Genomic DNA, 14,241 nt, shown 5'->3' on the forward strand with positions numbered 1-14,241 from the left:
CAGGGTCCGACGTAATCTACAATAGACCGTATGAGAGTCGGCTTTCGAGCGAAGGTTGTCGCTTCGCGTGCGCTCAGAGCGGAATCCGGAGCCGAACGGTCGTCCCGTTGTCCGTGACGTCGGCCGATACCTCGCCACCGACCTGTTTGATAACCATTCTGACCATCCAGAGACCGAGCCCTTGGCCGTGAGTCAACGGCGTCTCTTCGCCGGTCTCGATGACGTCGATTTCCGTCTCCGGCATTCCCGGCCCGCAGTCGGTAATGGTTAGCTCGAGCCAGTCCTCGTTCGGTCGAGTGCAGCCAAGTTCCACGCTTTCGGGAGCGCTCACTTCGACGGCGTTTTTGAGAAGTTCAGTGACGGCCTCGCTGAGAACCGCTGGAGCAGTGACCGAGTCGACGCCGTCGAGGGCCGTCTCGATTGCCGCGTCGGGGTACATGGCAGTCGTTTCGGTGATTGCGCGTTCGACGAGTACCGGCACCTCGGTGGCAGTTTCGTGATGCTGCCGGGAGTCGAGGACCTCACGGACCTGTTTCATCCGGGTCGTCATCCGTTCCCACTTGTCGAGGGTTTTCTCGACTGTCGCCACCATCTGAGCGCGCTTGTCTGGGTCCGACTCGTCGGCGAGTGCCTCTGTCCGGCCACGGAGTACCGTCAGGTCGTTTCGGATGTTGTGCCGGAACACGCGCTGCATGACCTGCAGGTGCTGGCGTCGCTGCTGGCGGGCCGTGATATCGCGTCCTTCGACGACCAGCAGCGTGACGTTCTCATCCTGGTCGGTGACGGGTTTCACCGAGAAATCGATTGTCCCGAGTCCGTCGACGCCGCGCACCTCTGTTTCGTACCGGACGAACTCACCGCTTGCGGCCCGCTCTAGGGCGTCTCGGACATTGTCTCGTTCGGTGTCGGAGTGACTCCACCACGGAATGTCGGCGAAGTGTTTCCCGACTATCTCGTCTCGGTCCAGCCCGCCGAAGTCCAGTGCGGCGTCGTTGGCCTCGATGACTGTCCCGTCCGGGTTCAACAGTCCGGTAAACTGGTAGGTCTGATTGAAGATGCCCTCGAATCGCCGGGCGCGTTCTCTCTGTTCTGTCACGTTGCGGAGATAGACGAGAATGCCATCGATGGCGTCGTCGTCGAGCATGTTCCGGCATCGCCCTTCGACATTGAACCAGCCGCCATCTGGTGCCCGGAGCCGACACTCCGCTGTGGTGCTCTCAGAATTTTCGACACAGCTAAAGAACGTCTCCGTCGCGTGCTCACGCCCGTCCGGGTGGAGATAGTCGAAGATATTCTCTCCGGCGAGCGAATCGGGCTCGTAACCGAACACCCCCTTTGCGGACCCGCTGGCGTAGGTGACGGTGCCGTCCGGGTCGACGACTGTCACCACGTCCTCTGACTCCTCGACGAACCGCTCGGTCCGGCGTCGCTGACGCCGCTCGTCGGTCATATCGCGGACGATTTTCGCGTAGCCGCGGGACTCGCCGTCGTCAGTCTCGAGTTTCGCGTACCGGACATCGGCGTAGAACTCCGACCCGTCAGCGCGGACCCGCCAGCCTTCGTGGCTGCTCTCGCTGCCGATTCGGGCTTGTTGGAGCAGACGATCGGGAACCCCCGACTCGCGGTCCGATTCGCGATGGAGCTGCCCCATCGACATGCCGACAGCAGTGTCGGCGTCGTACCCGAACAGCGTCTCCGCGCCGCTGTTCCAGGTCTGTATCGTCCCGTCGTCGTCGACGACGAGGAACGCGTACTCCTCGATGCTCTCGGTCAGCAACTGGAACCGTTCACGTTCCTCGAACAGTTCGTCCTGGCGGACGAGCGTGTCGAGTACCGACGCGAAGTTCCCGGCCAAGACCTCGACGAGTCGCTGTTCGCTCTCGTCGAGGCGGGTACTATCGGCGGCTCCAACGACGAAGACACCCTGCTCACCGACCGGGATGTACAGGCCCTTGGACACATCCCCGCGCTCGATATCGCCCCAAAGTGACCCGTAGTCCTCAATCATCATTGATTCGCCGCTCTCTATAGCGTCCCACAGAGGCGTTCGTCCGCGTTCGATTCGATTAGGCGTTGCGTCCGGAGTCGCACCGACTGTCCCTGCGTGGACGAGTTCGTCCCCTTCGCGCAGGTAGACGCCAGCGAGTTGGAAGTCGAGCTCCTCCGACAGAGTGTCGAGCGCCTTCGCCACTGCCTCGTCCTTGTCGTCGGCTTCGAGGAGTTCCCTCGTCGTTCCGTGGAGCGCTCGTATCCGTTGCTCTCTGGTCTTCTCGTCGGACACATCCTGCTGGATGCCGATGTAGTTCGCCAGCGTGCCGACATCGTCGTAGATGGGGGTCACAGAGAGGCGGTTCCAGAACTGCTCGCCGTCCTTCCGATAGTTCCGTAGCTCGACGATGGATGGCTCCTCGCTGGCAATCGCCTTCCGAAGCTCATCGAGTGCCGACTGATCCCTGTCGTCGCGTTGCAGGAACCGACAGTTCCGTCCGAGTGCTTCTTCGCGGGAGTAGCCGGTCTGGTCGACGAACCCGTCGTTTACATACACCAACGGGTTGCCCTCCCGGTCGGGGTCGCTGATGGTGATTCCGACGTTCGCCTCGTCCATCGCTCGCTCTTTCAGTTCGAGTTCGCGTTTTCGCTCTTCCCGGTCGGACACGTCGCGGAACACACCGAACAGAACGGGGCCGTCGGGAAGTGAGACGGCGGCGGCGCTGATTTCGATGGGAACGGTCTCGCCGTCGGGAGTAGCTAACTCCGGTTGGGTCCCGTCTGGGAGTTCCGTGATTGTCGACGCATCGTCGAAGGCTTGCTCGAAGACGTCCTCGTACAGGCCCCCGGCCTCTTCGGGATGGAGCTCGGTCTGGTGTCGTCCGATGATGTCGTCCCGTGGCTGTCCCCGTAGCTCCTCGGCGGCCGCATTCGCTTCGACTATCTCGCCGGTCTCGGCGTCCGCGACGAATATCGGGTCCGGGGCGGCCTGCAGGAGCGTCTGGTACCGTTGCCGGCTGTCTTCGAGTGCTTGCTCACGCTGCTTGAGGTCGGTGATGTCCGTCGCGATTCCCACGACTCTCTCTGTCAGGTTACCTTCGTCGTCCGTGACCGGTACAGCCTGTCCAACGACCCATACGACCGTGCCGTCCGGTTCGACGAAGCGGAATTCGACGCTGTTCGGTTCGCCGCTGTCTCCTGCGGTCTCGATTTCGGAACGGATGCGCTCGCGGTCATCAGGGTGAATCGTTTCGAAAAACTCGTCGAGCGTCTCCGGCGAGCCGAACTCGCTGCTGCCCATCGCCTCGTCCCACTGGACTGACCCGGCGGCGAAATCAAATTCGGCAAACGTCGTGTCGGTGTTCGATAAGACGAGGTCGAGCTTTCGCTGTCGGTCCCGGAGTTCGCTCCGCTGTCGCTCGCGCTCTGTCACGTCCCGTCCGGAGATGAGCAGTGACGTGACTGTCCCGTCGGTATCGGTCACTGGACGGATTACTCCCTCGATGTGGCTTCGGTCCCCATCGGGTCCGGGGTGAATCGCACTGTACTCGACGTACTCCCCGTCGGCGGCGCGCCGAATCCACTCGCGGAGGTCTTGCTGCAGCGCTTCGGAGTGGCTCCACCACGGGGTCTCCGGGAACGGTTGGCCCGCCAGTTCCGCTGCCGTCTGCTCGACGTACTTCAGTGCCGTCTCGTTTATCTCCAAGAGCGTGCCGTCGGTGTCGAGCAACCCGACGAGCATCCCCGGGTCCGCGAACAACGACTTGAACCGTCGCTCGTTGCGTTGCCGCTCGCATTCTTTGGCTTTTCGCGTCGAAATGTCCGTTACGATAGCGAGCACGCTCTCCTGACTCCCGTCGTCGTCGTAGGTCGGGACCGCCCGGCTCTGCAGCCATCGCGTGTCGTCGTCGTCGGTTTGTACGCGGTACTCGATTTTGGTCGGCGCTCTCGCAGCAAGGTTCGCTTCCAGCGTCTCCCGGACGTGCTCTCTGTCGTCAGGGTGGATGACGCACTCGAAATACTCCTCGGCAGTGTCTACGTCTTGGCCGACAAGGTCGATGAAGGTATCGTCCGAGTTCAACGCGTCCGTCTCCAAGTTCCACTCCGTGATTCCGGTGTTCGTTCCCGACAGCGTCAGTTCGAGTCGCTCCTGCTGTTGACGCAGTTTCTCGCGAGCGTCACGCTGCTCGATTTCGTAGCCCACCCATCGGCCGAGCAGACTGACGAGCGAGCGCTCGAACTGCCCGAACAAAGCGTCTCGTGACTCGTTCGAGGCGAAACACAATGTCCCGTACAGTTCGTCGCCGGCAACGACGTTCCCCCCGATATACGTATCGAGTCCGAAGGTCTCGTACGCTACGTCGCTTATCAACTCGCTCTCGGCAGCGTCTGTGAGTGCCAGCGCACCCTCATGGTCGATTGTCCGATGACAGTACGACTCCGAGAGCAGCCCCGATTCGCCCGGCTGGATGCGTTCGTGAGAGCCGACTGTGCTGATAACATGGATTCCGGGGGTTGGGTCGTCGTCCATGTCGATGCGGCTCAAGTACCCGTACGAAAGGTCCAGATGCTCACACCCTGCTTCCAACAGACCGGAAATCTTCTCTTCGAATCCTGTCTCCGGATCAGTCGTCACCTCGTACATGCGTTCGAGGAAGTCGACCCGCGCATCTGCCTGCCGTTTTCGCTCTCTCCGCTCGGTGACATCCTGTTGAATGCCGACGTAGTTCGTCACCGTTCCGTTCTCGCCAGTCACCGGCGTAATAGAGAGCCGTGCCCAGTATGGCGTCCCGTCCTTGCGGTAGTTCTTCAGTTCGACCGAGACCGGCTCGTCTGCATCGATTGCCTCCCGGAGTCGTGCCACCTGCTCGGGGTCGGTGTCCGCACCCTGGAGGAATCGTGGATTCCGACCGAGGGCGTCCTCAGCAGTGTAGCCGGTCATCCGCTCAAAGCCGTCGTTGACGTAGACCAGCGGGTTGTCTGCCTGTGTCGGGTCGGTGATCTGGATGCCGACGGTAGCCTCGTCCATCGCTCGGTTTTTCAATGCGAGTTCGCGTTCCCGAGCCTTGCGCTCAGTCTCGTCACGGACCGTACAGACGAGCCTGCCATCGTCGATGATGGTCAGAGATAGTTCGGCCGGGAACGTCGACTCGTCCGGCCGTGTTCCAGTTACCATTCCCTGCCAGTGGCCGTCGGCTTCGAGCGCCGGGAAGGCCTCCGCTTCGAGGCGGGCCGTCTCCTCGTCGTCGTACAGTTTCCGCCACGACTCGCCGAGCAACTGGTCTTTTTCGTCGAAGCCGTACATGTCGACGTGGGTCTGGTCGACGTACTCGTACTCGCCGTCCGCCAGAATCGCCACGCCGTCGGCCGCCTCCTCGATCGCCCGCTGGAATGATTCGAGTTCGCGCTCGCTCTCCTTTCGCTCGCTGATGTCCCTGATGATACCGGTGAAGTACTGCTCGCCCTGGAACTCGTATTCGCTGAAGGAGACACCGAGGGGGACTTCCGTCCCGTCGGCGCGGCAGCCAGGAATTTCGATGTACTCCCAGTCCAGCGCCCGCTCGCCGGTACTGAGATAGCGACTGATGCCGGCGGCGTGGCCGGCCCGTAACCGCTCGGGAATCAGGGCTGTCATCGGCTGACCAATCAGTTCTTCGGGTTCGTACCCGAAGACGGCCGACACGGCGGGGTTCACGTTCTGGACGACGCTGTCCGTGTCGATTGTGATGATTACATCCGAAGCAGTTTGCGCGACCGTCTCGTACTGTTCGAGTTCGCGCTTGCGCTCCTGTCGAGCAGTGACATCCCGGAGGACCCCTGCAGTCCCGCGGAACTCGTCGTCCCCGATCAGGGCGAGGCGGTTCTCCACGATACGACGCTCTCCGTCTTCTACCTGCAGTTCGAACTCGGCAGTGGCCGACCGCTCATCCGTGCCAAGCAGTTTCTTGATCTGTCCCTGAATCCGTTCGATGTCCGCTGCTTCCATCCCGATGGAAACGTGTTCGCCGATGATCTCCTCGCCGTAGCCGAACTCGCGTTTCGCGGCGTCGTTGACGAAGGTGAAGCACCCGTCGGTGTCGAGCGCGTACATGGGGTCGTCGACAGCCTCGACAATGCTTTCGTACCGCTCCAAGTCCTCGACTCGGCGACGACGCCCGAGTTCGTTTCCGAGCCACTGCGCGAGGAGTTCGACGAACTCCCGTTCCCGCTGGCCGAACGGCCGCTCGCGTGTGGCCGGTCCGGTGAACTCGACGACGCCATAGTTGTCATCTCCGACGATGACGGGCACACACATAGTCGCTCCACGCACGTCCGAATCGGGGGACTCACGCTGGCCCTTGGCGACGGTGAACGCGCGCCGCTCAGATGCACCCCCGGTGACGTGCTCGTCAATAATAGTTTCTTCAAATGGCACGGCCCGTCCCTGCTCGTACACGTCAGTCTCGCCGGTGGTGTGCTCGACAACGTACGTGTCGTCGTCGACACGTGCGACCGCACCGGCGCTCGCTCCGAGGTACTCACAGCCCAGCGCGAGCAGTCGCTCCACAGTGTCTTCGACGCTGTCGTCGTCCATGGCCGTTCGTTGTAGTCGGCTGAGGGCGTCCACTGTAGACATCGGCGGCTCGTCACGGCTCGTCGCTGACGCCGCCGCCTCGCCGTCACCCGGAAACAGCACCGTCGTGCAGACGTGTGTTTCTGCCTCCGGGCGAACCGTGTAGCTCCGTTGTTCGACGGTGATTCGTGATCCATCTGCGCACTCGAGAAGTCCGTGAGAGCGGCCCTCCGTCTCAGATACCGGAGCCCGGGTATGTCCGCTGTGGTTGTCACCGTCTCGAAGCCAGAACAGGGCAGCCGTCTCCATCCCAAGTAACTCCGATTTCGAGTAGCCGGTCACCCGGGGAAGGGGTTCGGTTACGTCGACAATCATGCCATCAGAGTCACTCACAATCAACCCTTCGTCGTCGTCAGGATCCGGGCACAGGCCTCCGCGTGCGCTACCATTCATACGAGCAGCCCACCCCAGAATCAGTCGAACTCGCGTCTAACATACCAATTAAGTAAGTGTAATAGCTATTTATATTCTACCTAACCGCGCAGTAGCGGTGAAACACACTTCCAGGTAAGTGCACATCCGACAGCCCGCAGTTTGCGATTCGTCCACCCCATTGTCGCTTTTGACACAACACGATACCGGCCGCGATATCCGTTGTACCTGACGACTAGATTCTCTCTTCGAGCTGCCCGGTGATTCCACTGGTTCTACTATCTGCTCGGCTCTGCACGTTTAATTCGGCGCACGATGTATGCCGTCTAACGGCCGATGCTGCCAATAACGGACTTCCTCTCGTGTACTGACCCACTGGACGAGTTCGATTCGTTGTCGTATCACCAGACACGTCACGCCAAGACGTACGTGACAGGTCTTGCTGCAGCCCGCAGCAGGACCGTGACTGGGATCGCACGAGAGGTCCTTCCGGCAGGGAGTGACCGAACACTCAACAAGTTCCCCACCGAGTATGACTGGGACGAAGACCAGCTCAACCATGAGCGGTTAGAGGAGCTGCAAAAACACGGTGAAACGCGGTGGTCACAGGACGGCTACATCGTCATCGACGATTCGGTGTTCCAGCGAACCGGGAAGGAACTTCCCGGTGCTGGCAAGTTCTACGATCACACCGAAGGCGAACCCGTCTGGGGGCAGGATCTCGTTTACTCGTTCTATACCGACGACAAAACGTCCTATCCGCTCGTGTTTCGCCAGTACAAGAAAGCTGACGACGAGGATCAGGATGACGCAGACGAGACGAAGTACGATCTTTCCCGGGAGATGGTCACGGAACTGGAAGAAGAGGTAGGTGTTCCTGCGGACGGCACTGTCTAGTTGAGCGAGTTTGAGAAACGAGGAGGCCATAGCGAGAAGTGTCCATGCAACTCGCAGACCTCCTCAGAAAGACGTTAGATGAGGACAGCCAAGACGTTTGGGAGAATGAGCGCACCCCAACACCCGTCCGGCGATTTGGGGTGCGTCTCCATACTGCGGGGCTGTCGATCAGAGAGACGGTTGCTATCTTAGACCTGCTGGGTGTCGATCGTTCTCACGGCGCGGTCTGGAATTGGGTGCATACACTGTCTGAAGCCCAGAGCGACCCGCCGACGGCGGAGCCGTCGCGGGTCGCGGTCGATGAGAAACAAATCGAGGTTGACGGCGAAAAGAAGTGGTTGTACGCCGCTGTGGACACCGAGTCAAAACTGCTGCTTGAAGTTGACGTGTTCAGCCGCCGCGGGACTGACCCCGCGGCGGCGTTCCTGCATCGACTCACTCAGAAACACGATGTCGCCGATTCAGTGTTTCTCGTTGATGCTGGCGCCTATCTGACTGCCCTCTCACGTCACGATTTGAGCGGTTGGCTCGACTACCGAATCCGGAACCACATTGAAAAGTGGTTCCAGACTGTGACCATGCGCATCGACCGCTTTCACTCCTTCTGGAGGGGCAGTCAATCAAGCGCGAAACAGTGGTTACGACGATTCAGACACCACTACAACCACGAACGGCCGAACCAAGCTCTTGACGGAAAAACGCCAGCTGAGGAGATCCAGAACTAGACAGTGCCGAAATCTCAATACCCCTTGAACGGGAAACTGTCAATTCGTAATTGCCCTTCTCAGTGATTTGGAGTGGGACAGATATTGTTTGGTCAGCCGCTACCTCATATTCTCCCTGCGTTATAACTGAATCCGACCCCTGTACGATGAGAGAGATACTCTCTTTATTTTCGGCCCGATTACGAATTTCAAGATACTGTTCGTCAAAGTCTTCAGGGTCGCCAGTCATCGTAGAGGGGGTGCTTGTACTGCCCGGCGACGAAGCACAGCCTGCCAGACAACCACAGGTGGCGGCGCATAGTATGAGAAGGTTCCTTCGGAGCACTGAGATGATGTGTGTGTTTGTTTTCATAAGTACCTTCTCAAAAATACGTTCCACCGTTAATTGGCTGGTGAACCGCTTCTGAGTCAAACCAAGCACACACCTTGTCTCTGGTGAACGTTATAGCGTACTTTTCTCGAAAGTATTGGTCATAGGAGGAGATATGAGAACTGGTGTGGATGCGCTCCAGACCACGACACCTCCAACCGGCAGTCGACGTTGATACATTGCGTTCCTCAGTCTCAAATCTGTCCGTACTTTCTCTCGAACAAATATGGGCCCAGAGAGTGTCTGAAACCAAAAGCAGGCGGTTTGCTACTGCCGGAAAGGTTCAGGCACCACTTGCTGCGGACTCGCTCGGCCGCTCTCTGCCGACGTATTCGAACTCAACGACGTCAACGACAAGTTCCGGGTCCCAGTCGCCGTTGATCTGCGTCCATGCCTTGCGGAACTCGGCCATGTCATAGCCACCTTCCTTTCGAGCGTCCTCGTGGCTCATCTCGCCGAGCGGTTCTTGATACAGGTTAGTGATACGAAGATAGCAGTCACACGCTTCGTCGCTGGTGAACATCTCTGTCACAGCCATTCGGATGTCGCCCTCGGACGGTCGCGGGTAGTTGTCAGCCCAGTCACGGCGGGTCGCCGTCTTCGTGCCGTCTCGAATCGCCGCAATGTGGCGGGGTTTGAACAGAAGTGTCATTTCATCCCGGTTCTCATCTTCTGCCGCTTGTCCACAACAGTTTGGGATTCGTCGTTAGCGGCCAGAATGATGGCTTTGAGCACGTCGATCTTGCAGACAAACACGAATCCGATCAGGCCGGCAAAGAGAATTTTGCGGACCATTATGCTACGTCTGCCACGTCTACCTAAAAAAGACCTGGTCAGTTTACGTGTCTGGTCCTCAGCCCGATTAGATATTTACCGGTGGCCATTGTCTCAACTGATATGAATCTGCCCTCCAGACAGTGGTCTTCTGAGGTACGCCAGTTGGTTTTTATAGGGTTCTCAGCCATCACTGCCGTTGTTTTGTCGTACAGTTACGTGGCGACTGTGGGGCTCTCAGAGATGTTGTTTGCTATCGTCGGAGCTGGGCTGTTGCTTGCACTGGTGGTGATTCTTCCCGTCATACTTCTCGACTGAATCGGGAGGTGAACTGCTGTGGGGTAACCTTTCAAATCAGGCATATTAGATGTGTGAGACTATTCTGAGTCGGTATCCGCCCTGACTATAGGCGGATGTGGTGCTGTACAGTATCAAACGCCCCGATACTCTGGAGAAATGTTAATTAGACTACCGGACTATTGTAAAATCTCACACATGGAATACACACGTGAGGAGTCGCTCTTGCGACTTCGAGAGACCGTCGAGCAGGGTAATCCGATAATTGGCGCCGGTGCGGGGACCGGAATCTCCGCGAAGTTCGCCGAGCGCGGCGGCGTCGACTTGCTTATCATCTACAACTCCGGCCGCTACCGAATGAGCGGGCGCGGGTCACTCGCTGGACTACTCCCATACGGTGACGCAAACGAGATCGTCTGTGAAATGGGCCACGAGGTCATTCCCGTTGTCGAAGACACGCCGGTGCTTGCGGGCGTCAACGGCACTGATCCGTTTCGGCAAATGGACGTGTTCCTCGCAGATCTAAAGCGGCGAGGGTTCTCCGGGGTGCAGAACTTCCCGACAGTCGGCCTCATCGACGAGGACAGCGGGTTTCGGCAAAATCTCGAAGAGACCGGGATGGGCTACGACAAGGAAGTCGATATGATCCGAGAGGCCGCCAGCCAGGATATGCTCACTTGCCCGTACGTGTTCAACGAGACACAGGCCCGTGAGATGGCCGAGGCAGGCGCTGATGTTATTGTCTCACACATGGGGCTGACGACATCCGGCGACATCGGTGCGGAGACGGCACTTGATTTGGAAGCGGCGGCCGAGCGGGTGCAGGCCCATCACGATGCCGCGAAGGACGTGAACGAAGACGTCCTCGTCATCTGTCACGGCGGCCCGATCGCGTGGCCCGATGACGCCACGTACGTGCTTGAACATACTGACGGCGTCGTCGGCTTCTTCGGAGCCTCCAGCATCGAACGGCTGCCGACGGAGGAAGCCATCGAGAACCAGGCTCGCGAATTCAAAGAAATCGACATCCAATGAGTGACTACTTCGTCGCCTCCGACGACGTGGAGAGCCAACTGTTCGATTGGGGCGCTCTCAAGTGGCTGAGCACACCTGAAGTCACTGGTGGAGAGCGGTTCAGCGCCGGCGTCGTGAAACTCGAACCCGGCAAGGGCCACGAGCGACACACCCACCCCGAGAGCGACGAGATCCTGTACGTCGTTCGCGGCGAGGGCGAACAGGAGGTCGACGACGAAACTCGTGATATCGCCACCGGCGATATGGTGTTCATCCCCGAAGGCGTCGAACACGGAACGGTCAACACTGGATGGGAGCCGCTCATCCTGTTCGCGGTCTACGCGCCGCCGGGACCGGAAGACGTGCTTCGTAACCTCCCTGAGTGTGAGATAGTTCCAGCCGGCAAGCTTCCAACGCCCGAAAACGTCGATTCGGAGGCGAAGTGATGGCGATCGTTCTCGTGGGGACGCTCGATACAAAAGGCGAGGAGTTCGCCTTCGCCCGCGATGTCATTGAGGCTCAGGGCGTCGACGTACACGTCATCGACGTGGGCGTGCTTGACGACGCCGAGTTTGAGCCGGACACGACCGCTACCGAAGTAGCCGAAGCTGCTGGGACGACCCTCGACGTATTACGTGAGGAAAGCGATCGAGGTGAGGCGATGACAGCGATGGGCGAGGGGGCTGCTGCCGTCGTCACCGACCTCTTCGAGTCTGGGGAACTGGCGGGCGTCCTCGGACTCGGCGGATCCGGGAATACGTCGATTGCGACCAGAGCGATGCGGGCCCTCCCAGTTGGCGTGCCGAAGCTGATGGTCTCGACGATGGCTTCGGGCGACACCGAGCCGTACGTCGGCTCGACTGACATCGCGATGATGTACTCCGTCGCAGATATTGAGGGGCTCAATCAGCTCTCACGGCAGGTCATTTCGAACGCCGCGCTGGCGATAGTCGGGATGGGAACTACCGAGTCAGACGTGACGGTCGAGGACCGTCCGACCGTCGGCATCACGATGTTCGGTGTCACCACGCCCTGCGTCCAGGCTGCCAGAGAACACCTCGAAGGATGGGGATACGAGACCATCGTCTTCCACGCCACCGGCACTGGCGGGCAGGCGATGGAGCGGCTGATCCGGGAAGGTATCATCGACGGCGTGCTCGACATAACGACGACGGAGTGGGCGGACGAACTCGTCGGCGGTGTGCTCAACGCCGGGCCAGAGCGACTGGACGCCGCAGCCCAGACGGGCGTTCCGCAGGTTGTCTCGACGGGGGCGCTCGACATGGTAAACTTCGGCCCGCGTGATTCGGTCCCCGATGAGTTCGAGGGGCGACAGTTCCACGTCCACAACCCGCAGGTGACGCTGATGCGAACCACGCCCGAGGAATGTGCGGAGCTGGGCGAAATCCTCGCAACAAAGCTGAATGCCGCGACTGGCCCAGCGGCAGTGGCACTTCCGCTCGGCGGGGTCTCGGTGCTAGATGTCGAGGGTAAAGACTTCTACGACCCCGAGGCGGATGCAGCGCTGTTCGACGCCATCCACAAGCACATCGACCCGGCGGTCGAACTGTTCGAAATGGAGGCCCCCATCAACGACGAAGCGTTCGCACGGGCACTGGCGGAGAAACTGGACGAGTACATGCGTGCCGCCGGCGTCGGTCCCTGAACGAACCCGATACCATGTGCTCGACGTTCGAGACTTGTGATAAGCGGAATAGGGCCGGTCCGTCGAAGGAGGGGCCGAGCCCGGTCACTCGGAGGAGTTCCCCCACTCAGTCAGTGTACCAGTACGCCCAGAGGATCAACACGCCCTGAACTGGCAGCCGTGCCCAGCGGACCAGCGCAGATGGATCGCCGCCACCCGTCCCCTCAATGGTGACCATGGAGACAGCCATGTAGACGTTCGCGGGAAAGATCGCGACGAGCAATGCGATCGTCGCCCAGGCGGCGTGCGATCGCGTCCGCGGTACCAGCAGGCCGAGCCCGACTGCGACCTCGGCGACGCCGGATAGATACACCAGCGCAAGTGCCGCCGGCAAGACCGGTGGCACGATCTGGACGTATAGTTCCGGCACGATGAAATGCAATATTCCAGCAACGACGTACAGGAGCGCCATCACATAGCACAACGGCCGTTTGAACTGCCGCAAGCCAACACGCATCTACTATCGGGTATGGCGGCCAGTGAAAAGCAAGTTGGGATTTGTGCTCCAGCCCGGAAACAGAGGAGCGGCCACTCACCCTGGAAGAAAGAGGTTGAGGATCGCAACGACCAATCCGGCAAGTCCCATCCGAACGGCAGCAACGTACCACCGCTGGTCCGAAATAGAGCCCATGTAGGCACCGAACACACCTAACACACCGATACCCAGGCCGACCGCAATGAGTGCCGCCTCTGCCATTGTGACGACGGTCCCCGCTACGAGGAACGGGGTCAGCGGAATCAGAACCCCGATAAGTGGCCCCAGCCCGCTCATCGTGGCGTGGACGAAGCGGACACCGCGCTGGTTCCGCTGAACGCGGGTATCGTCAAGGTCCGTGAGCATCGCTTGTTCGATACGTCTGATTTCGGCCCGGGTTTCGGCACGTTCGATTTCCCAGACGCTCCAGACCGCAGAGGTCCCGAGACCGACTGCCGCGCCCAGTCCGATTTTGATCACAGTGTACCCATCAGGGACCCCGGAAAGGACAGCACCAACGATGATACCAATGCTCGTGAGCGTCCCGTCGAAGCCGTTCGAGATAAAGTACCGACGAGAGATCGCAAGGACATCTTCCTTCCCGAGAAGCCGCCTGAAGAGTTGTCGAATGGACGCCACGGCGTCTCAGCCATCCTGTAACGTCCGTCGATCCGTAACAACGGAGTCACCGCAGGCAACCTGATCTACAGAGTGTACCGACCCACCGAGGTTTTCGATCGTTTCATCGATCGCCTCGAAGTCCAGATCGTCGCTTTCAAAGGTGAGCTTGATGTTTTGCACTTCCTGATCTAGTTCGATCAGAGACGATGTTACGCCCTCGACGCTTTCAATTTCGGCCAGTTGCTTGGTGAACGTCAGTAGCGGCGGGTCGTGTGGTTTCAGTACATCGATGACCAGTCGTCGGACTGCTGCCATATCCCAACACGCGAGGGGTTATGGTAAAAATGTGTGCCAACACTACACTGTTACCGCGCTAAACGTATCGAGGCG

The 14,241-nt window shown here is 59.7% G+C and carries 11 protein-coding genes and 1 pseudogene; 6 read left to right on the top strand and 6 right to left on the bottom strand.

Annotation, left to right across the window (positions count from 1 at the left end; all coding sequences use genetic code 11):
* Positions 1–73 precede the first annotated feature (73 nt).
* On the bottom strand, positions 74–6,994 hold the full coding sequence (locus tag RR_RS20495) for a PAS domain S-box protein (RefSeq protein WP_011224964.1): 6,921 nt from the start codon (positions 6,992–6,994) through the stop codon (positions 74–76).
* A gap of 315 nt (positions 6,995–7,309) precedes the next feature.
* Here RR_RS20495 and RR_RS20500 point away from each other — a divergent pair.
* Together RR_RS20500 and RR_RS20505 are read left to right on the top strand one after the other, a co-directional pair.
* Positions 7,310–7,858, top strand: a pseudogene (locus RR_RS20500) (transposase); the annotation flags it as partial.
* A gap of 56 nt (positions 7,859–7,914) precedes the next feature.
* Entirely contained in the window at positions 7,915–8,595 is a 681-nt protein-coding gene (locus RR_RS20505) for an IS6 family transposase (RefSeq protein ID WP_011224962.1), read from the top strand.
* A 653-nt stretch (positions 8,596–9,248) separates the two neighbouring features.
* Here the strand turns inward: RR_RS20505 and RR_RS20510 are convergent.
* Both RR_RS20510 and RR_RS22645 read right to left on the bottom strand, forming a co-directional pair.
* Complete coding sequence (locus RR_RS20510) at positions 9,249–9,617, bottom strand: ASCH domain-containing protein (RefSeq protein ID WP_007190503.1); 369 nt, start codon at positions 9,615–9,617, stop codon at positions 9,249–9,251.
* The gene (locus RR_RS22645; RefSeq protein ID WP_160164339.1) at positions 9,614–9,760 is read right to left on the bottom strand and encodes a hypothetical protein; all 147 of its coding nucleotides are present in this window, start codon (positions 9,758–9,760) and stop codon (positions 9,614–9,616) included. The genes RR_RS20510 and RR_RS22645 overlap by 4 nt, the downstream gene beginning before the upstream one ends.
* A gap of 102 nt (positions 9,761–9,862) precedes the next feature.
* Between RR_RS22645 and RR_RS20515 the strand changes: the two genes are divergently transcribed.
* The 4 genes from RR_RS20515 to RR_RS20530 all read left to right on the top strand — a co-directional run bounded on the left by RR_RS20515 (position 9,863) and on the right by RR_RS20530 (position 12,716).
* Entirely contained in the window at positions 9,863–10,057 is a 195-nt protein-coding gene (locus RR_RS20515) for a hypothetical protein (RefSeq protein ID WP_004966684.1), read from the top strand.
* Positions 10,058–10,234: 177 nt separating this feature from the next.
* Positions 10,235–11,071, top strand: coding sequence for a phosphoenolpyruvate hydrolase family protein (locus RR_RS20520; protein ID WP_049939228.1), 837 nt, complete (start codon positions 10,235–10,237; stop codon positions 11,069–11,071).
* Positions 11,068–11,496: a cupin domain-containing protein gene (locus RR_RS20525; RefSeq protein ID WP_004966682.1), complete on the top strand. Its 429-nt coding sequence runs from the start codon at positions 11,068–11,070 to the stop codon at positions 11,494–11,496. The genes RR_RS20520 and RR_RS20525 overlap by 4 nt, the downstream gene beginning before the upstream one ends.
* Positions 11,496–12,716, top strand: coding sequence for a Tm-1-like ATP-binding domain-containing protein (locus tag RR_RS20530; RefSeq protein ID WP_011224960.1), 1,221 nt, complete (start codon positions 11,496–11,498; stop codon positions 12,714–12,716). Before RR_RS20525 ends, RR_RS20530 begins: the two co-directional genes overlap by 1 nt.
* A gap of 106 nt (positions 12,717–12,822) precedes the next feature.
* On the opposite strand, the gene RR_RS20535 is transcribed toward RR_RS20530, so the two are convergent.
* The 3 genes from RR_RS20535 to RR_RS22675 all read right to left on the bottom strand — a co-directional run bounded on the left by RR_RS20535 (position 12,823) and on the right by RR_RS22675 (position 14,166).
* Positions 12,823–13,212 carry a DoxX family protein gene (locus tag RR_RS20535; RefSeq protein WP_011224959.1) on the bottom strand — a complete coding sequence of 130 codons (390 nt, stop codon included), beginning with the start codon at positions 13,210–13,212 and terminating at the stop codon, positions 12,823–12,825.
* 75 nt (positions 13,213–13,287) lie between these two features.
* On the bottom strand, positions 13,288–13,869 hold the full coding sequence (locus RR_RS20540) for a VIT1/CCC1 transporter family protein (protein WP_049939229.1): 582 nt from the start codon (positions 13,867–13,869) through the stop codon (positions 13,288–13,290).
* A gap of 6 nt (positions 13,870–13,875) precedes the next feature.
* Positions 13,876–14,166: a DUF211 domain-containing protein gene (locus RR_RS22675; protein ID WP_007190508.1), complete on the bottom strand. Its 291-nt coding sequence runs from the start codon at positions 14,164–14,166 to the stop codon at positions 13,876–13,878.
* Positions 14,167–14,241: the final 75 nt, after the last annotated feature.

Source organism: Haloarcula marismortui ATCC 43049 (assembly GCF_000011085.1).
In the GTDB taxonomy this organism is placed as follows: domain Archaea; phylum Halobacteriota; class Halobacteria; order Halobacteriales; family Haloarculaceae; genus Haloarcula; species Haloarcula marismortui.